Origin of the sequence: Pseudoalteromonas sp. SG45-3, assembly GCF_014164075.1 — a bacterium.
GTDB lineage: Bacteria > Pseudomonadota > Gammaproteobacteria > Enterobacterales > Alteromonadaceae > Pseudoalteromonas > Pseudoalteromonas distincta.
Genome location: NZ_JACJEN010000003.1, coordinates 252,964 through 273,483 on the forward strand (window position 1 = coordinate 252,964; position 20,520 = coordinate 273,483).

Sequence of the window (20,520 nt, forward strand, 5' to 3'; positions counted from 1 at the left end):
TCTTTATTTAGTCGGCTTAAAAATCATTAAAAAAGCAATAACAACAAGGTTGGCTATATACCACAAATCTTTAATTACAAATTGCCCTAAACGATCCAATAAAGTGGATGAACTAAATGCACCGGTTGCGGTAATTAAGAATGTTTGGGTCATCATAAATACGCTTAAACACGCTAAGCCACTTACAATAATTAGCTTTTTATTATTTAAAAATAGCCCTAAGCCCAATAACACAGCAAATAATACATCAAACCCGCCAATCATGTTAGACGCGCCTTGTACGCTAAATACCGTGTATAACCACGACATAAACGGTGAGGTTTCTACTAAACTTACAATGCCTTTTGCTTCAAACTCATAAAACTTCATGCCGCCAATCCATAATATAACCATAGCAACAGGTATAAAGTTTAATAGTACGTGTTGTTTGTCGGTAAGTTTGTCTTTATAAAACAAAAACAAATACAAAGGCACTACAGCGAAGTATTTAATTATGCCCTGCCCGCTACCAATGATTGGAAAGCCACCAAGTTGCGCCATCCAACGGTTACTGGCAAACAAGGTAAGTAATGCTACTAAACTTATAATTGCTGCAAGTAAAAGTGCTGGTGTAGGTTTCATTAGTTTAAGGCGAGCGAGCACGGTGGCAAACGCTAAGGCAATCATAAATGAGCCACTAATTAAACCTAACGCAGATACAGACATTAGCGAATCAACGCCGTAAAAACTAAACGTAGCCGTTAACGTATTAGGGTTTGCTCCTAACGCAAACGATAAGCCAAGTAGTAAAAAGCTACTCGCTAATAAAAAAGTAATCACGTTGTTGGTTAGTTTTAAGTTCATTGTATTTCCAAGTATTCGTTAAGACTTACAAAGACCTTACGAACCTATAAAACAATTCAAGCTAACTCTTAAAAAATAAGAGTTGATTAAGCACAACGTAAGCTCTCATAGGGTAATGTGATCAATCACTTTAGTTTATGATTTATTACCTCTTTATTAATAAAATCAAATAAGTCTAATATTCATATGATGTGCGTCATCTTTTTTATTATTAAATGAAGTAGAATAATGTCGCCTTTTCAATAAACAGAATGCATGTATTTCTAAAACTTAGGGACATTTTTAATGAAGGGTACTGATATTCGAGTTACCTCTGGACTGATTTCTATAACCATTGTTTTACTACTTTGGTTTGCTGTACCGCCTCCGCAAGGTGTTACCGAAAACGCATGGCATTTGCTCGCTTTATTTATTGGTACTGTAGTTGCCATTATTGGTAAAGCAATGCCTATCGGTGCCATTGCTATTTTAGCTATTACTTCTGTTGCGTTAACCGGCGTAACTAATGACAGCCCATCTGGCGCTATTAAAGATGCATTAAGTGGCTTTTCTAACTCATTAATTTGGTTGATTGGTATTGCTATTATTATTTCTCGGGGTTTAGCTAAAACTGGTTTGGGAAATCGTATTGGCTATAATTTTATTTCTCTTTTTGGTAAAAAAACAGTTGGTATTGGCTATGCACTCGCACTTTCTGAACTTGTTATAGCGCCTGTAACGCCAAGTAATACCGCGCGAGGCGGCGCTATTATTCACCCAATAATGAAGTCTATAGCAACAAGCTTTGGCTCTTCCCCTGAGGAAGGCACATCTCGTAAAATTGGCCACTACCTTGCTTTAGTTAGCTACCATATAAACCCTATTACATCAGCTATGTTTATTACCGCCACGGCTCCTAACCCGCTAATTGTAAAGCTGATTGCAGATGCTACTGGTGCAAATATTAGTATTACTTGGAGTACGTGGGCGCTGGCAGCGCTTGTTCCTGGTTTGCTATGTATTGCCCTTGTGCCTTTGGTTGTTTATGCCATTTACCCACCTGAAGTTAAAAGTACGCCCGACGCTAAAACCTACGCAGAATCTAAATTAACTGAAATGGGCCCAATGAGTTATGGCGAAAAAATAATGGTGGGTGTTTTTGCTATGCTGCTTATTTTATGGGCCGGCGTGCCTGCAATGATTTTAGGGGCTGAATACGCAGTTAATACAACCGCAGTGGCTTTTTTGGGTTTGTCGGTTTTATTAGTGACTGGTGTATTAAGCTGGGACGATGTACTTAAAGAAAAGTCAGCGTGGGATACCGTTGTTTGGTTTTCTGCATTAGTAATGATGGCCACTTTTTTAAATAAACTAGGTTTGGTAACGTGGTTTTCAACACTTGTTGAGAGCAACATTGCGCAACTGGGCTTTGACTGGATTGTATCGGCTATTATATTGGTAGCTGTGTATTTTTATGCTCATTACTTTTTTGCCAGTACCACAGCACATATCACTGCTATGTTTGCCGCATTTTACGCCGCAGGTTTAGCGCTTGGCGCTCCGCCTTTATTTTTAGGTTTACTGTTAGCTGGCGCCTCATCACTCATGATGTCGTTAACACATTACGCAACAGGCACATCACCTATAGTGTTTGGCTCAGGCTATGTATCGTTAAAAGACTGGTGGGTAATGGGCCTTATAATGAGCGTTATTAATTTAAGTGTATGGGGAGTTATTGGCGGGCTTTGGTGGAAAGCACTTGGGTATTGGTAGTCTTGCCTTTGTTAGTTTGGCTTGCACATTTAATACTGCGCACTTATTTTGGTTCGTTCTACAAATATAAACATTAAGGCTGTTAGAAGGGAGCACTATGTTTTTTAAATTCATAAAGGCAGCATATTCAGACCGAGACTACTTATTAAGCCTCAGAAAGCTGACTATGGTTGAACACTTAGAAAATGCCGGGTTATTTTTAATACCAATTCGCTTAATTAAGTGATCTATTTTGAGGCTGGAAAAACGTGTTGATAGCTAGGCAAAAAATTCGCTATTTAGTTGTTCTAAATGAGTATTTTTTAACGCAGGTAGCGACACGTTTAGCCCCGCAAAATGATTAAGTATTATTGCGGATTGGTATAACAGATCAACAGCATGTTTTAAGGCTTAATGATCAATATGACTGCTCCCATCTTATAGTTATAAATGAGGTACCAATTGGTACTTTAAAATACCAAACGCACGCTCAACACGTTGAAATAATGCAATTACAAATACATCCATTGAATCAAAATAAAGGGTATGGGAAAGCGGTTATTGAACAAGTAATTACAAATGCGCAGTCAAAACCCATTAAACTCACCGTGCTTTAAAAACAACCCAGCATTAGGACTTTATAAGCGGCTGGGTTTTACTATAACGGATGAGGATAATTACGAGTACCACATGCAAACGCGAGCTACTCGTAGCTAAAATTAGTCGCTTTGATCTCTGAAGTCTTTTTTTCTGAAAATAGTTAAATGCCAACCCCAATGCAAAGAGCCTAATCTTAAAAAGATAGTCGTGAAAAATGAGCCTAAAATACACCAAATGTAATCTACATTAAGGCTAAATAAAGCAGCATAAACTGCGCCACCCGCTAAACACGCAGAGGCGTAAGGTTCGCTGCGCATAACAGTTGGTACTTCACGGCAAATTACGTCACGTATTAAACCACCAAATATACCTGTAGTGATACCCATGGTAATTGCGACCACCATGCCAGAGCCATTAATGAGTGCTTTTTCTATCCCCATAATATTAAATAGCGCCATACCCACAGCGTCTACCAATAAAAAGTAGTAGTTATTAACGCGCGGTAAATATCGAATAAAGGCAATTGTTGCTATAACGGCCCCATAGGTTGAATATAAATACTCTGGGGTTGCAATCCAAAATACCGGTTTGTTTAAAAGTATATCTCTGAGGGTACCGCCCCCTAGTGCAGTAACGGTTGCAACCACTACGACGCCAAAGCCACTAATGTTTTTTTCATACCCAAGCAATGCCCCTGCAACAGCAAAAAATGCAACACCGAGTAACCCTAGTACCATAAAGTATTCAGCAGTCATGGTAATTCCTTTTTAAAGTTTATTAGGAGTTGTATCAACTTACGTGCCAAAAAACTGAGTAAATATAAATAAACTCATAATTTAAGTGACTGAAATTTATAAGCTTATTTCATTTATTAAAAAACGTTAGCTATGTGATATTTAGTGAAGGGTTAACAAGAGTAATTATTTTAATTATGGGTAGTTTTTACACGTGAAAGTACAGAGGGATTTTGTCACAGAGTTGCAGTCGAGCACTTTTAAATTTTAAGCAGAAATTAAATGAACAATAAAGCTATTACCAATATTACAAAAATAATAGGCAATATTGCATGTTGCCAGTTTTGTTCTTTATTTTGATTATAGAGTGTTTGCATTGAGCTTTTATCATTATTGGTAAAACTATGCTGGCACTGCATACAGTTTTGGGCTTTTATGCTCACCCAAGTACCACATTTAATACATGCGTAACACCTCGACAGTTTATCAAACTCGTTTGTTTTCCTAAATATTCTCATTTATCACCTCATTGATTTTCGCCGCAGTAAGAAAACCAATGAATAATATATGCTCTTTAAATTCATTGTTACTTCTTTACTTTATTCAATAATTTTTACATTTGGAATGTTTTGTAAAAGGTAGGATTTTAAAGATTCAAACGCATCTTTATTGAAAATAAACTCAGTTGTTTTACCATCAACTTGATTATACGGTAGTGCAAATACACCGTGCCTCTTAGTTTTGTCGATAACGACTTTGTTAATATCGTTAATATTAAACACTTGCTTATAAACGTATAATATTTGCCCCTCAACGCGTACAGCCTTTAACGGGCTTTGCTCAACATTACGCGAACGAATAAACACAAAATATAAAATAACGGGAAATAAAAACAGGTTAAGCGCTTGCAAACTAAAAGGTTTATCTATCAATACAATATATGTTGAGTAACAAATTAAAGAGGCCGCTAGTGCTAAAATTAGCTGTGTGTTGTTTTTCATAATCATCCTTGGTTACTAGTCAAAAAAATCGGTAAGGTTTTTTAATTATATTACCAATTACCAATTTAGTGAAATACGCCATTTTGTAACTTTTGCTAATCAAACAGCGTTTGATACATTATTAAATCCGCAATAAAATATTAGGCTCTCGCTGATGAGTAAAGCTCATCTAAAGTGTAGGTAGAAAAATCAATTTCAGAATCCATGCAAAAAATCCATATAGTGTTATTAAAAAGTAATTTAACACAATTAATTTAAGCTATTCAATTATTTAAAATTATCAAATAAAAAAGCTACTAAAAAGTAGCCTTTAATTATTAATTAAATACCATTCAATTTGCTGTTAAAAATGCCATTTAACTAGCAAGTTTGGATTATGTTCGGTTTGACCATCTACACCAAATTTATTTTTCCAATAAACATACTCAATACCCACATCAAGGCGGCCTGTATCTAAGCCGAGCATAGGGGCAATATTGTATTTAATCTGCGAGGTAAAGTTAAAGCCACCTTCACTTTTACCAAACATTGTGTCGGTGCTATCTACAATATCTAAAAAGCCATCGTATCTAAAGTTACCTTTGTTGTAGCCCCACGTGACTGTTATTTGGTTATTATCTTCACGTTGAATACCTATATCATCTTGAAAACGACGATAATAAGCCACATTAAAATATTGAAAGCCAGGTACATCAAGTGATACACCGCCCCCTAATAAATAGTTATTTTGATCCGTATCTCCCGAGCCATACTCTGTTTGTAGGCCTAAAAACACCTCTTTAACAAAGCTTTTTTGTGGCTTGTAAAGAGTAGGGTTTATGTTTAGCTCACCGTACACTTCATCGGGATTACTTAGTCTATCCATAAAGAAGAACGTACTGCCCCATGTATGTCCCGATGCATGCTCTATAGTAACAACACTTCTATCATCTTCCTCCCCTGAAAACGGCTCTAGGTAGTCGGCTCCTGTCATTGCGGTAATACTAAAATCAGACCAAAGCTCTTTAGCCGATACACCTGTAGAGCACATTGCAATTGCAGTTACTAATGCTAATTTTTTTATTGTTTTGATTTTCATTGTTAATCCCTTTTATTATTTTTATTAGTTTAGTTAAGATGATCCGTACTTGCTGAGTAATTTTCTGGTAGTACCAACGTCATTATTATTGCGGTGATACCCGACACCGTCACTGCACTACCAAATATGGCAGTAACTAACTTAGGTGCGTTTGCAAACAACTCCGGTACAAAACTAACACCTAGCCCGAGCCCCAAACTCACCGCAATAATAAGTAAACTTCTGCGATTTATTTTTTCGCTGGCGAGTATTTTGACCCCAGCGGCTGCTACGGTGCCAAACATTACAAGCGTTGCACCGCCCAAAACAGGTTTAGGTATATTTTGTAATACAGCGCCAATCACAGGAAACAAACCAAGAATGATTAAAATACTGCCTATCCACAGGCCAATATATCTGCTGGCAACTCCAGTTAGCTGAATAACGCCGTTGTTTTGACTAAAAGTAGTATTAGGAAAAGTATTAAATAAAGCGGCAATCATCGAGTTAACACCATCACCTAAAATACCGCCGCGAATACGTGCTAAGTAACTAGGTCCTCTAACAGGTAACTTAGAAACCGCACAATTGGCAGTAATATCGCCTGTCGATTCAATTGCAGTAATAAGGTATAAAAAACCAAAGGCTATGAGTGCACCAAAATCAACATTAAAGCCGTATTTAAAAGGCAGTGGGATAGCAATTAGGTCAAATTCACCTAATTTAAAATTAGCGATACCTAATACAAACGCAAGTAACCAGCCAAGTATCATTGCAACTACCACAGCCGTTAGCCTCACCCATTGGTTTTTACTTGCATTAAGCAGCACCACTAAAGCCACAACCGAAGAACCAACAATTAAGTTGCTCGTTGAAGCAAATTTTTCAGGCATATTAGTAAGTAGCCATTGCCCGCCACCTATATCAGTCATACCTACTTTAATTAGGTAAATACCAATAGTAGTGATGACCACACCAGTAACTACTGGCTTAATTATTTTGCCTAATTTACTAATAAAAAAACTAATAAATACTTCAACAAAAGCGGCCAAAAAGCACACTGCAAATATAGTGGCAAGGACCTCGTCGTTATTGCCTCCGGTGGCTTTAACGGTAAAGCCTGTTGCTAAAATAGTCCCTAAAAAGGCAAAGCTTGTACCTTGCACACATATTAATCCTGAACCCACAGGGCCAACACGCCGCGCTTGTATAACCGTGCCCACACCAGATACAAATAATGCCATACTAATTAAATAAGGTATTTCAGCAGCTAAACCAAGCACACCGCCAATAATAAGCGTGGGTGTAATAATACCTACAAAGCTTGCGAGTACGTGCTGTAGTGCGGCAAAAAATGATTCAGTTACGCCTGGTTTGTCATCAACTGCATATATAATATCGTCAGACGAGCTTGTATTTATTGACATATAAACCTCTACGTTTTGCAAGTTAGCCACTGTATTTGTCTAAGTGATTAACTCATTGTTATTGCGTTAACCGCTTATTTAAGCTGCCCTTCAACGCCCTCAACATAAAAATCCATACCCAACAACGTTTTGTCGTCTATTGTTTTACCCGCATCAATAATCAGCTCACCTTGCTGATTTTTTATAGGGCCAGTAAATGGATGAAATTCACCTTTACCAATTTTCTCTGAAATAGCATTTACTTCACTCACTACATCACTTGGAATATCTTTACTTAGCGGCGCCAAGCGAGTCATCCCTGAGCCTATCCCTTTCCATATATCTTGCGATTGCCACTTATCGTCAAGTACTTGCTGTACGCGCTCTGCATAAAATTCATCCCAGTGATGAACCGCTGCCGTTAAATGTGCTTTTTTACCATAACCGCTCATATCTGAGTGGTAGCCAATAGCGTAAATACCAGCGGCTTGCGCTGCTTGCAGTGGTGCAGGCGAATCAGTATGTTGAGTAATAATATCAACGCCTTGATCTATTAGGCTATCGGCAGCTTCGCGCTCTTTACCCGGATCAAACCAGCTATTAACCCACACTACTTTTACTTTTGCATTCGGCTTTACTGAGCGCAAGCCAAGCGTAAATGCATTTATACCGCGTATTACCTCCGGAATAGGAAACGCAGCAATATAACCAATGCTGTCGGTTTTACTCATGTGTCCTGCAATAACACCTGTTAGGTAGCGTCCTTCGTAAATGCGATCAAAGTAAGTGCTTACGTTTTTTGCGCGTTTATAGCCTGTGGCATGCTCAAACTTTACATTAGGAAATCGTTTAGCCACTTTAAGTGTTGGGTTCATGTAGCCAAACGACGTGGTAAATATTAAATCGTGCCCGCTTTTAGCCAGTTGCGTAATAACACGCTCTGCATCCGCTCCTTCTGGTACGCTTTCAACAAAAGTAGTTTCTATTTTGTCGCCAAACTTTTCTTCTAGGTAGTGGCGGCTAGAGTCATGTGTATAAGTCCAACCGGCCTCACCTATGGGGCTTACATATACAAAGCCAACTTTTACGCTATCTTTTGCAATAGCAGATGCGCTTATGCCTAAGCTCAATGCAACCCCGATTGCTGTTATAAGTTTTTTCATTGTTATTCTCCGTGTTATATTTTTAATATCCTGTTGTAGCAGGTGATTTGCCTTATTGATTTTGTAATTAATTTAATGACCCTTGTGCCAAGGTTTACCTAGCCACATGGGTTCGTACATTTTTAATTTTTGTTTATTTTTACTTAGCATAATCAGTACAATAAGTGTTGCACCATAAGGCAACATGGCCAGTAAGTTAGACTCCACAGCCCACCCAAAAGCCTGTGCCACTAAGTGCATAATGCTGGCAAAGCCAAATAAATAAGCGCCAAGCATTACGCGCTCAATACGCCAGCTTGCAAATACCACGAGCGCAAGGGCTATCCAACCTCGCCCTGCCGTCATGTTTTGAGTCCAAAGTGGTGTATAAGCCAACGACAAGTATGCGCCCGCAATGCCAGCCAGTGCGCCGCCAAACATTACGGCTAAATAACGTGTACGCATTACAGGTAATCCTAAGTTATTACCCACACTTGGGTTTTCGCCAATAGCTCGTACTGCAAGCCCTGCTCTGTGGTATTTAAAAAACAAATACGCACCAAGCACTAAACCCCAACTTAAATACACAATGGCGTCTTGCGAAAATAGCGCTTTGCCTAAAACCGGAATATGCTCAAACCCTGCAATTGCTAAAGTAGGTAACGCGTTAATGGTTTTTCCCTCATAGTCAGCACCTAAAAATGCCGAGAGGCCTGTACCAAAAATAGTCAGCGCTAAACCTGCCGCTACTTGGCTAGCATTTAAATTAAGTGCTACAAAAGCAAAAATAAGTGAGGCCATAACCCCGACCAAAGCTGCTACCGTAAAACCAATAAATAGGTTGTCGCATTGGTACATAGTTATAAACCCTGCCACTGCGCCTAAAAGCATCATGCCTTCTTGCCCTAAATTTAAGGTGCCGCTTTTTTCGCATACCATTTCACCCAGCGCCACCAGCAATAAGGGAGTGCCTGTACGAATAGTGGCGTATAAAATATTAGTAATTACATCTAATTCCATGATTTAAGACTCCTGTGCAATATGTATTGGCTGCGCTTTTTGTTGTTTAAATGGCAGCGAAAATTTAAGGCGATAAGTAATAAGCACATCGCACGAGAGTAAATAAAACAGCATTAACCCCTGAAAAATACCGGTTATAGCGTTAGGTAATCCCATGTTAATTTGCGCAAGCTCACCTCCCATATAAATAAGCCCCATTAATAAACCCGCAAACGTAATTCCTACTGGGTGGAGTCGCCCTAAAAAAGCAACAATAATGGCGGCATAGCCATAACCGGGTGATATTTGCGGAACCAGCTGCCCAATAGGCCCAGCTACTTCGCCCGCTCCAGCAAGCCCCGCCAAGCCCCCGCTAATAACTAGCACTCCGGCAATTAATAATGCTCGCTTGTAACCCGCCATTTTGGCCGCGGATGCATCAAGCCCAAGTACTTGTATTTGAAAGCCTATAAAGGTTTTACTAATAAAAACCCATGTGGCGCATAGCGCTAATAACGCAAACGCCAGGCCTAAGTGCAATCGAGTACCGTCGAATAAAACAGGCAATAACGTGCTATCGCCAAACAATGCACTTTCAGGAAAGTTATAACCGTGAGGATCTTTGAGTGGCCCATGAACAGCCCACAGCAATATATTTACTGCTATGTAGTTGAGCATTATGGTGACTAAAATTTCATTGGTGTTTAAACGCAGCTTCATAAAAGCAGCAAGCCCCGCCCACAACATGCCACCAGCAATACCAGCGAATAATGTAAGTGGCATTGCAAAAGCACTTGTTGAGTCAACAAAGTTAACGGCTACAGCACTTGCACATACACCACCAATAAGCAGTTGCCCTTCTGCGCCTATATTCCAAACCGATGCTCTATAACAAAGCGCTAAGCCATAGGCGCATAGCAAAATAGGAATGGTCATTACAAGTAGCTCTGTTACACCATACCAATCGGCAACAGGTGCTATAAGCAATGTATACAGGGCATTTAGAGGATCATGCCCTAATAAGGCAAGCACCACGTAACCGGTTATTAATGTGAGTAAAATAGCTAAAACAGGAGAGAGATAACTCCACGCTGGTGAGCGTTCAACACGTGGTTCTAACTTAATCATACGAGTGCCCCTTGTGGTGTGTGTACTTTAGGCTGGTTATTAAAAACATCGCTAAAGTCGCCAGCCATCCACTGCCCTAACTGCACAAGCGGTACGGTATCGGTATTTAAAATAGGAGACAGTTTGCCATCACAAATTGCGCCAATGCGGTCGCAAATTTTATAAAGTTCGTCTAAATCTTCTGAAATAACGAGTACCGCACACCCTTCGTCGCGAAGCTTTAAAATAGCTTCATGTATCGCCACCTGTGCACCTATATCTACACCCCAAGTAGGGTGCGACATAACGAGTAGTTTTGGACTTTGCTCTACCTCGCGACCAATAATAAATTTTTGTAAATTACCACCTGAAAGGCTAGCTGCATGAGTGCGAAAACTTGGCGTTTTAACCTTGTATTTTGTAATGATTTTATTAGCAAGCTCAGTAATTTTTTGTTTTACTAAAAAGCCATTTTTAACTAGTCCACTATCAAAACTAGTAAGCAATGCATTTTGTGCCAAATCCATAGTGGGCACGGCTCCTCGCCCAAGCCTATCCTCTGGCACACATGCAAGCCCAAGGCGGCGCCTTTTTAGCGGGCACAGTGCATCAACTACGGTATTTTTAAATTTAATGGCGCTACTACTAGCTTGAATTTGCTCCCCCGAAAGCACTTTTAATAACTCTTCTTGTCCGTTGCCTGCAACACCCGCAATCCCCACTATTTCGCCTTGCTGTACTGCAAAGTTAATGTTTTTAAGGGGTGTTTCAAATAATGCTTGTGCGGCGGTGGTTAGATTATTAACGGTTAAAAAATCCGCAGTACCCAAAGCTCTGCGAGTTTGGTTACTAATTGGCGTGTTGTCGCCTACCATCAGCCTAGCAATTGACTCACTAGTTTCGTTTTTAGGAATACAATGCCCGCTTACTTTCCCGCCTCTCAAAATGGTCGCACTGTCACATAACTCAATCACTTCGTGCAGTTTATGGCTGATAAACAGCACAGAGCAGCCTTCTTTTTTAAGTGACTTTAGGGTTTTAAATAATGCATCGACTTCTTGTGGAGTAAGTACTGAAGTGGGTTCGTCTAAAATAAGTAACTGAATATCTAATAATAAGCATCTAACAATTTCTACTCGTTGGCGCTCTCCAGTTGAAAGTGTTGATACCAGTCTATGGGGGTCTAATGGCATACCATAACGTGTTGATGTTTTTGTAATTCGACCCGCAAGCGTGCTGCTATGCCCTGCTAAATCACCTAACGCTAGTTCAATATTTTGGGCAACCGTAAGTGTTTCAAATAACGAAAAATGCTGAAACACCATTCCGATGCCTAAATCACGCGCATCAGCAGGCTCTTTTATATTCATTATACGGCCGTTGAAAAACATGTCCCCTTGGTCAGGTTTAACCACACCATAAAGCATTTTCATTAATGTGCTTTTACCTGCACCGTTTTCACCTAATAAGGCATGCACTTCACCATGCTTAATTTTTAAGGTTACGTCATTATTGGCTATACATCCGGGATACTGCTTTGTCATTCCCTGCATAGTAAGGCGGTATTTATTATTCATTATTAGGCCTATTTGTACTTAATGAGCAATTTAGCATACTCAAAACATCAACTGACCAACCGGTCAACAATGGCATGGTAACTGCAATATACTTACCAAGATGAAAAAGTATTTTTCTTACCCGTGCGCAAACAACAAGAAAAAACATACGCCAAGCCTTTATGTATCAGGGCTTTATAAAAATTAAGGGGGTCTGTGTGATTCAATTTTTATTAAATAACACGCCAATTGAAGTACAAGAATGTTCGCCAAGTCTCACCATTTTGGACTGGCTACGCACCAAAAAAGGGAAAGTGGGCACCAAAGAAGGGTGTGCAACTGGCGACTGTGGTGCGTGCACAATATTAGTGGGTGAAGAGCGTATAAATGCAAACGGGCAAACTAGTTGGCAATACAAAACAATGAACAGCTGTTTATTGTTATTAGGTAATGCGCATGCAAAACATATAGTAACGGTAGAGGCTGTGACTACTGGCTTATACCCAAACTTAACCGATTTACATCCCGTACAACGTGCACTGGTAGAGTGCCATGGTTCGCAATGTGGTTTTTGCACGCCCGGTATAATAATGAGTTTGTTGGCTCTTTATATTAATGAGCCAACGTACCCTGGTAAAAAAGCGGTTATTCATGCACTTGGCGGTAACTTATGCCGTTGTACAGGTTATAGCCCTATATTACTTGCAGCCGAAAAAGCCTATAGCTATGAGCGTAAAGCTGAACCGTACTCAGCAATGGCCGCTCAATTTAAAGCATCACTTAATACGCAATATGATGACGATATTCCATTTTTAAAAAATGGTCCTCGTAAATTTTACTTACCACAAACTGCCCAGCAACTTGTTGAGCTAAAAGCGCTTTATCCTTATGCACATTTAGTTGCTGGTGGCACCGACTTTGCCATTGAGCTTAGCCAAAACATGCTCTTACCAGATGTAATTATCTCCCTTAGCCAAGTAAAGGAGTTTTGCACCTTGGCAGATAATAACGGTGAGTTACACATTGGTGCAGCACTACCTTATAGCCAATTTGTTGAAGTATTTTATAACCATTACCCAGAGTCAAAAGAGCTATTTGAACGCTTAGGATCAAGCCAAGTACGTAACAGCGGCACGCTTGGTGGCAGCATAGGGAATGCCTCTCCTATTGGCGATCCCGCTCCCCTTTTAATCGCTCTTAATGCATCAATGGATTTATTAAGCAGCGCTGGTACGCGCACTATTAAAGTTGCCGACTACTTTATTGATTACAAAAAAACGGTTCTTAAAAGCGATGAAGTAATTAGTAAGTTCACCATTCCAAAGCGCCCAGAGTCGCTAAAACTGGCATGTCATAAAATATCAAAACGCTTTGAAGACGATATATCTACCGTTTGTTTGGTGCTTGCTATAGAGCATTCAAAAAACATGATTACTCAAGCCCGCTGCGCTATGGGCGGTATGGCTGCTATTCCTAAGCGCGCACATCATATTGAGCAAAAGCTGATATCTCAATCATTACAAGTAAGTAGTTTTATAGACGCAGCAACGGCTATTAACGATGACTTTACGCCCATGAGCGATGTAAGAAGCAGTGCGCATTATCGCACCACGGTAAGCAAAAACTTATTACAACGCATTGGTATTGAGTTTTGTGAGCCACAAGCACGCAACAATAACAACATTGCCATTACGAGGATCTCACATGCGTCACTTTGAAATGGATAAACTAAAAGCGCAAGGTGGTAGCGTTGGAGAATCTAAATATCACGAAAGCGCTATTAAACAAGTTTGTGGCAGTGCAAATTTTGCCGACGATAACCCTGAGCCTTACGGTTGCCTGCATGCCTACCCAGTGCTCGCCCCTGTTACAAGCGGCTTTATTAAATCAATTGATACAAGTCTCGCACTGGCAGTTGAAGGCGTTAAACGTATTTTATCGGCCGAAGATGTTCCGGGTAAATTAGATATTGGCCCGGTATTTCCTGGTGATGTACTGCTGACCAGCCATGAAATTCAATACCACGGGCAACCTGTATTAATTGTCGTTGCCGACACCTATGAAATAGCGCGCCGCGCTGCACGCTTGGTGGTTATAGAGTGCGAGCAAACTACTCCAATACTTGATATTAAAGAAGCCATTAGCAAAGAGCATTGGGTAAGGCCGCCCCATTCACTTAACCGTGGTAACAGCGAAAACGCCATTAATGACGCAACCCACCAGCTTAAAGGCGAAATAAACATAGGCGGGCAAGAACACTTTTATTTAGAAGGCCAAATAGCGCTGGCGCAACCTGATAACGACGGGGGTATTCATGTTCAGTGTTCTACGCAACACCCTACTGAGGTGCAGCACTTAGTTGCTAAAATTTTAAAAAAGCCATTTAGCTTTGTAAACGTAGAAACCCGCCGTATGGGCGGTGCTTTTGGCGGCAAAGAAACCCAAGGCGCACCATGGGCATGCCTTGCAGCTCTTGCGGTTTACCACCTTGGCTGCGCAGTAAAAATGCGCCTAGCCCGTAGCGACGATTTTAAATTAACCGGTAAGCGCCACCCGTTTTATAATCACTATCATGTTGGTTTTGACGAAAATGGTTTAATAGAAGGTGCCGACATTACCGTAAACGGATTTTGTGGCTACTCGCCTGATTTATCAGATGCAATTGTAGACCGCGCCATGTTTCATGTCGATAACGCCTACTACTACCCAGCCGCCACAATTAAGGGTAATCGCTGTAAAGTAAATACCGTAAGCCATACCGCATTTAGAGGATTTGGTGGCCCGCAAGGCATGATTATGGGCGAGCTAATAATGGACGATATAGCCGCCAAATTAGGTAAAGATCCGCTTGAGATCCGAAAACTTAATTTATACAAAAAAGGCCGCGACACCACGCCGTACCATCAAACCGTAGAGCAACATATTTTAATAGATATGATAAGCCTGCTTGAGGAGTCGGGTGACTACTGGGCACGTAAAGATGCTATTAAAGCATTTAACGCATCGTCACCTATTATCAAAAAAGGCCTTGCGATGACGCCGGTTAAATACGGTATATCGTTTACTGTACAACACTTAAATCAAGCTGGTGCACTTGTGCATGTATATAGCGATGGCTCAATACATTTAAACCATGGCGGCACCGAAATGGGCCAAGGGCTTAACACTAAAATTGCACAAATTGTGGCTCATGGTTTTGGGGTTGATTTTAACGCTGTAAGTATTAGCGCTACCCGTACAGACAAAGTACCAAACACCTCGCCAACAGCGGCCTCAAGTGGTACCGACTTAAACGGCATGGCGGCGCTAAATGCAGTAAACACAATAAAAGAGCGCTTAATTGATTTTATTACCGAGCACTTTGAAGTAGACAGCAACACTGTTGTATTTAAAGATAACCTCATTACTTTTAGTAAAGGGGAAATTAGCTTTAGCGAACTTGCGAATCTTGCTTACATGAATCGTATATCGCTTTCATCTACCGGTTATTACGCCACACCCAAAATTCATTACGACAGAGCCAAAGGCGAAGGCCGCCCATTTTTTTACTACGCACACGGCGTTGCACTGAGTGAAGTAGAAGTAGATACGCTTACGGGCGAAAACACGGTAACTCGCGTTGATATACTGCACGATGTAGGCAGCTCAATTAATCCAGCTCTTGATATAGGCCAAATTGAAGGCGCCTTTGTGCAAGGTATGGGCTGGCTAACAACCGAAGACTTACAATGGAATGATAAAGGCCAGCTTGCAAGCTTTGGCCCAGCCAACTACAAAATACCAGCCATTGGCGATACCCCTGCCGAATTTAACGTCAATCTTTATAACTCAGCAAATCCAGAAACCACCGTGTTTAGATCAAAAGCCGTAGGCGAGCCGCCATTTATGCTGGCCTTTAGTGTATGGAGCGCCATTCGTAATGCAATAAGCAGTGTGGCTGATTATAAATACACCGCCCCACTGGATACACCCGCAACCCCAGAGCGAGTATTGAGTGCAATTGAGCAAACCGCTAGCTGGTTTAAGGAGCATCAACATGACTAATTTAAATGAGTCGTTTCAGGGTTTTCATACGCAAAATTGGGCGCAGGCTATAAACGAGCACGAACAAAGCGGCACTAACTATGTAATTGCCACGGTACTTGGCACCAATGGCTCAACCCCACGCGGCACAGGCTCTAAAATGGTAATAAGCGGCGAGCATATTTACGACACCCTTGGCGGTGGCCATCTTGAGTACGTAGTAATAGAAAAAGCCCGCGAACTACTTGCCAAAGGCGAAGCCGCCCAAGTAATTGAGCAATTTAACCTAGGTGCAAATTTAGGCCAGTGCTGCGGCGGGGCTGCCACCGTTATGCTTGAATGCATGCAATGCGAGCGCTTTACCTTAGACATTTATGGCGCAGGCCACGTAGCACAGGCGCTTATTGGTATATTGGCACAACTACCTATGCGCATACGCTGGATAGATAGCCGCGCCGATGTATTCCCACAGGCTATTCCAAATAACGTAGTAAAAGTGGTTGATGAAGAACCAACAGAGCAAGTAAAACGTGCGCCTAAAGCTAACAACTACTTAATATTGACCCATAACCACCAGCTCGACTTTGCACTCACCCAAGCCATTATTAAACGCGCCGATGCCAATTGGCTTGGTGTAATTGGCTCTGACACTAAAGCCAAACGCTTTAAGCAGCGCCTAGCACATCGCGATTTTACAGCCGATCAAATACAGCAAATGACCTGCCCTGTTGGGCTTAATAACATTTCGGGCAAATTACCAATGGAAGTGGCTATTTCGATTAGTGGACAGCTAATTGGCCTTTATCAGGCTATGCAAACCCAAGAGCCAAAACGCCAAGGCTTGCAATGGCGCACACTAAAAAATGCCTTAATTAGCACCACGCAAGAGGAAGTAAACGCATGAGTAGTTTACAAATAAATACGCTAAATGATGCACAAGTAAAACAAGCACTTGAGCATTGCTGCGCGGCCCCTAACTGGGTGGCGGGCATGGTAAAAGCAATGCCATTTAAAAGTGCTCAGCAGCTGTTTGAATGCGCACAAAGCATATGGGATAGCCTTGGCGAAAGCGACTATTTAGCTGCCTTTGAAGGCCACCCGCAAATAGGCGACTTATCAACCCTTAGCAAAAAATACGCTGCTACCGCACAAAAAGCGGGGCATGAGCAATCGGGTATGAGCAAAGCAAACGAAGCCGTACTTACCAAAATGATTGCCCTCAATAAAGAGTACCTGAACAAGTTTGGCTTTATTTTTATTGTGTGCGCCACCGGTAAAACGGCCGAACAAATGCTCGAACTCATAGAGCAGCGCATACACAACACCCGCAGTACAGAGCTAAATATAGCCGCGGGCGAACAAGCCAAAATAACAAAAATAAGATTGGAGTCACTGCTATGAGCAAAAGCCCTATAACTACCCATATACTTGATACAAGCACCGGAAAACCAGCAGCAAACGTTGCTGTTAAGCTATTTAAACTTACAAATAACGAATGGGTACAACTAACCCAAGGCAAAACCGATTCCGATGGGCGAATTACCGACTGGCTAAATACAAAATTAGAATTTGCAACTTATAAGCTAGTATTTGATTTAGATAGTTATTACCAAAACCAACCTACCCCTGCGTTTTACCCAGAGGCGCAAATAACGTTTAGATTACAAGATACTAAACATCATCATATCCCATTGTTGCTTAGCCCGTTTGGCTACTCTACATACAGAGGTAGCTAACTATGAGCACACAAAACAATAATGACTTAACAGTAGTTTGTGCCGATATACTCGACTTTGTTGACGACCCTGCCATTGCTGGCGAAAACGCCCATCGTTTTTTTGAAAAAGGCGCATTAGTTATCAAGCACGGCAAAGTAGTTAAACTTGGTTACGAGCACGACATACTGCCAACAATTGATAAATCAGCGCGTGTTATCCGCCACGATGGCAAACTCGTTATGCCTGGTATGATTGACACCCACATACACTTACCACAAACCGAAATGGTGGGTGCGTACGGCGAGCAACTGCTAAGTTGGCTCACCGAATACGCCTTCCCGACAGAGAAAAAGTTTACATGTAAGCATTATTCAAAAGAGATCTCTAATCGCTTTTTAGACGAGCTACTGCGCAATGGCACAACCACTGCCCTTGTATTTGGTACTGTGCACCCGCAATCGGTTGATGCGTTTTTTAAAGAATCACAAAAACGCAATTTACGCATGATTGCCGGTAAAGTAATGATGGACCGTAACTGCCCTGACGACTTATCTGATTGTGCGCAAACAAGTTATGACGAATCTAAAGCCCTAATAAAAAAATGGCACAATGTTGACAGGCTAAGCTACGCAGTTACGCCGCGTTTTGCTCCTACATCAACCCCTGAGCAACTTCAAAAATGCACTCAGTTGCTTGAAGAATACCCAGACACCTACCTGCACACTCACCTATCGGAAAACAAAGATGAATGCGAATGGGTAAAAGGGCTATTTCCAGAAGCCAAAGATTACTTAGGTGTGTACGAGCAAGCAAAAATGGTACGTAAACGCTCGGTATTTGCCCATAGTATTCATTTATCTGAGCGCGAGCTTTGCTGCCTTGCAGATAACAATGCGGCAATATCTCACTGCCCAACCTCAAACCTATTTTTAGGCTCTGGCTTATTAAATTTAAAAGCCTGTGAAGAGCACGGCATAAACGTAGGCATGGGTACCGATGTAGGCGCAGGAACAAGCTTTTCTATGCTACAAACAGGTAACGAAGCGTACAAAATCCAGCAATTACAAGGTCAAAAGTTTTCAGCATTTAAAGGGCTGTATTTAGCAACTCTAGGCGGTGCTAGAGCACTTGATTTAGAAGGGACAATTGGTAATTTTGAAGCCGGTTGTGAGGCCGATTTTATTGTAATGGATTGTTCGGCAACTTCGTTTTTAAAATTTAGAATACAACATGCCAAAACCCTGCATGAAAAACTATTTGCAATGATGATGCTAGGCGACGACCGCTGCGTTGAGCAAACCTACATTATGGGTAAAAGTGTGTATAAGCGCGATGATAACAATCAATTTTCAGACACCCGCCCACCGGTATTAGAAGAGGCTTAACCGTTATGGAAAACTATTTATTTGAGCTTACTCATTTAGTACTGCGTTATTTTCATGTTATTGCTGGTATAGCATGGATTGGCGCTTCATTTTATTTTGCATGGCTTGATAACAACCTACAAACACCACCGCAGTGGAAAATAGATAAAGGCATAAAAGGCGATTTATGGGCCGTGCATGGTGGTGGCTTTTACGAAGTAGCTAAATATAAAAATGGCCCTGAACAAATGCCGCATACTTTGCACTGGTTTAAGTGGGAAGCCTACACAACGTGGATCACCGGTATATTGTTATTTAGCTTACTTTATTATGTTGGCGCCGATGTTTACTTAATTGATAACAGTAAAAGTGAGCTAAGTAAATTTGCAGCTATTGGCGCATCACTTGGTTTTATTGGCTTAGGCTATGGTGTTTATCGTTTATTGTGTAAAACCCCTCTGGTCGAAAACGGCAAAGTGTTTATTGCTGTAGTTATTGGTTTATTAGCTCTGTGGACTTTTGGGGTTGATCAATTATTTAGCGACCGCGCTGTTTATATTCATGTAGGTGCACTTATTGGCACGTGTATGGTGGGTAATGTGTATCACATTATTATGCCAGGCCAGCGCTATATGGTGAGTGAAGTAGAAGCGGGTAGAATCCCTGATTCAGCGCCAGGTTTAAAGGCAAAGCTGTGTTCTATACATAATAACTACGCCACGTTACCTGTGGTATTTATAATGCTGAGCAACCACTTTCCTTACACGTATAGCCACAACTTTGGCTGGCTTATTTTAATTGCGCTGTTTGGTATTGGTATGTGGATACGCCATTACTTTAACTTAAAGCATCAAGGCGTTAATAAGCCCTCAGTACTTGTAAGCGGTATTGCAGCCTTTTTTGCTCTTATGCTAGCCATAGCCCCTTGGCCCAGTACACCAATAAATGCAGGCGAAAGCGCGCCTTTACAAGCAAGTATTACCGACGCACAAGCGTGGGATATAATCAGCAAACACTGTACTGGGTGTCACAGCGAAACACCCACTTCTGCGCTTTTTCAAACAGCGCCGCTAGGCTTTAAGCTCAACTCTATTAGTGATGTAAAAAAAGCCAGCACGCTTATTCATACCCGCGCGGTTATAACAAAAGATATGCCATTGGCCAATATGACCAAAATGACAGACACAGAGCGCGAAACGCTAGGCTCTTGGCTCAGCGCACTTAAAAAGGAGCAATAAA

18 protein-coding genes are annotated in these 20,520 nt (G+C 41.2%); 9 read left to right on the forward strand and 9 right to left on the reverse strand.

The window, feature by feature from the left end; all coding sequences use genetic code 11:
* Positions 1-3 precede the first annotated feature (3 nt).
* Entirely contained in the window at positions 4-843 is an 840-nt protein-coding gene (locus H5126_RS05625; protein ID WP_182719950.1) for a DUF417 family protein, read from the reverse strand.
* 285 nt (positions 844-1,128) lie between these two features.
* On the opposite strand from H5126_RS05625, the gene H5126_RS05630 reads away from it, so the two are divergent.
* On the forward strand, positions 1,129-2,595 hold the full coding sequence (locus tag H5126_RS05630; RefSeq protein ID WP_182719951.1) for a DASS family sodium-coupled anion symporter: 1,467 nt from the start codon (positions 1,129-1,131) through the stop codon (positions 2,593-2,595).
* Between the two features lie 350 nt (positions 2,596-2,945).
* Positions 2,946-3,191: a GNAT family N-acetyltransferase gene (locus H5126_RS05635; protein WP_259412863.1), complete on the forward strand. Its 246-nt coding sequence runs from the start codon at positions 2,946-2,948 to the stop codon at positions 3,189-3,191.
* Between the two features lie 102 nt (positions 3,192-3,293).
* Here H5126_RS05635 and H5126_RS05640 read toward each other — a convergent pair whose 3' ends face one another.
* From H5126_RS05640 to H5126_RS05675, 8 genes are all read right to left on the reverse strand, one after another.
* The gene (locus H5126_RS05640) at positions 3,294-3,929 is read right to left on the reverse strand and encodes a trimeric intracellular cation channel family protein (RefSeq protein WP_004334621.1); all 636 of its coding nucleotides are present in this window, start codon (positions 3,927-3,929) and stop codon (positions 3,294-3,296) included.
* A gap of 578 nt (positions 3,930-4,507) precedes the next feature.
* A complete protein-coding gene (locus tag H5126_RS05645) occupies positions 4,508-4,909 on the reverse strand; it encodes a hypothetical protein (protein WP_024595034.1) in 402 nt (133 codons plus the stop codon).
* A gap of 343 nt (positions 4,910-5,252) precedes the next feature.
* Positions 5,253-5,987 (reverse strand): DUF5020 family protein, encoded by a 735-nt coding sequence (locus H5126_RS05650; RefSeq protein ID WP_182719952.1) that lies wholly within the window; start codon positions 5,985-5,987, stop codon positions 5,253-5,255.
* 29 nt (positions 5,988-6,016) lie between these two features.
* The gene (locus H5126_RS05655) at positions 6,017-7,393 is read right to left on the reverse strand and encodes a uracil-xanthine permease family protein (RefSeq protein WP_182719953.1); all 1,377 of its coding nucleotides are present in this window, start codon (positions 7,391-7,393) and stop codon (positions 6,017-6,019) included.
* A 74-nt stretch (positions 7,394-7,467) separates the two neighbouring features.
* Positions 7,468-8,535 carry a BMP family ABC transporter substrate-binding protein gene (locus tag H5126_RS05660; RefSeq protein WP_182719954.1) on the reverse strand — a complete coding sequence of 356 codons (1,068 nt, stop codon included), beginning with the start codon at positions 8,533-8,535 and terminating at the stop codon, positions 7,468-7,470.
* A 72-nt stretch (positions 8,536-8,607) separates the two neighbouring features.
* Positions 8,608-9,534 (reverse strand): ABC transporter permease, encoded by a 927-nt coding sequence (locus tag H5126_RS05665; RefSeq protein WP_024591976.1) that lies wholly within the window; start codon positions 9,532-9,534, stop codon positions 8,608-8,610.
* A gap of 3 nt (positions 9,535-9,537) precedes the next feature.
* Positions 9,538-10,641, reverse strand: a complete 1,104-nt coding sequence (locus H5126_RS05670) for an ABC transporter permease (protein ID WP_182719955.1) — start codon at positions 10,639-10,641, stop codon at positions 9,538-9,540.
* Positions 10,638-12,197, reverse strand: coding sequence for an ABC transporter ATP-binding protein (locus H5126_RS05675; protein WP_182695349.1), 1,560 nt, complete (start codon positions 12,195-12,197; stop codon positions 10,638-10,640). Before H5126_RS05675 ends, H5126_RS05670 begins: the two co-directional genes overlap by 4 nt.
* A gap of 197 nt (positions 12,198-12,394) precedes the next feature.
* Here H5126_RS05675 and xdhA point away from each other — a divergent pair, with 197 nt between their 5' ends.
* The 7 genes from xdhA to H5126_RS05710 are packed head-to-tail and all read left to right on the forward strand — an operon-like array spanning position 12,395 to position 20,519.
* Positions 12,395-13,894, forward strand: a complete 1,500-nt coding sequence (gene xdhA / locus H5126_RS05680; protein WP_182719956.1) for a xanthine dehydrogenase small subunit — start codon at positions 12,395-12,397, stop codon at positions 13,892-13,894.
* On the forward strand, positions 13,881-16,220 hold the full coding sequence (gene xdhB / locus H5126_RS05685; protein ID WP_182719957.1) for a xanthine dehydrogenase molybdopterin binding subunit: 2,340 nt from the start codon (positions 13,881-13,883) through the stop codon (positions 16,218-16,220). The genes xdhA and xdhB overlap by 14 nt, the downstream gene beginning before the upstream one ends.
* Positions 16,213-17,103, forward strand: coding sequence for a xanthine dehydrogenase accessory protein XdhC (gene xdhC, locus H5126_RS05690; protein ID WP_182719958.1), 891 nt, complete (start codon positions 16,213-16,215; stop codon positions 17,101-17,103). Before xdhB ends, xdhC begins: the two co-directional genes overlap by 8 nt.
* On the forward strand, positions 17,100-17,600 hold the full coding sequence (uraD, locus tag H5126_RS05695; protein WP_096794328.1) for a 2-oxo-4-hydroxy-4-carboxy-5-ureidoimidazoline decarboxylase: 501 nt from the start codon (positions 17,100-17,102) through the stop codon (positions 17,598-17,600). The genes xdhC and uraD overlap by 4 nt, the downstream gene beginning before the upstream one ends.
* The gene (uraH, locus tag H5126_RS05700) at positions 17,597-17,935 is read left to right on the forward strand and encodes a hydroxyisourate hydrolase (RefSeq protein WP_182719959.1); all 339 of its coding nucleotides are present in this window, start codon (positions 17,597-17,599) and stop codon (positions 17,933-17,935) included. The genes uraD and uraH overlap by 4 nt, the downstream gene beginning before the upstream one ends.
* A gap of 2 nt (positions 17,936-17,937) precedes the next feature.
* Positions 17,938-19,302 (forward strand): guanine deaminase, encoded by a 1,365-nt coding sequence (guaD, locus tag H5126_RS05705; protein ID WP_182719960.1) that lies wholly within the window; start codon positions 17,938-17,940, stop codon positions 19,300-19,302.
* A gap of 5 nt (positions 19,303-19,307) precedes the next feature.
* Positions 19,308-20,519, forward strand: a complete 1,212-nt coding sequence (locus H5126_RS05710) for a urate hydroxylase PuuD (protein ID WP_182719961.1) — start codon at positions 19,308-19,310, stop codon at positions 20,517-20,519.
* Position 20,520 lies beyond the last annotated feature (1 nt).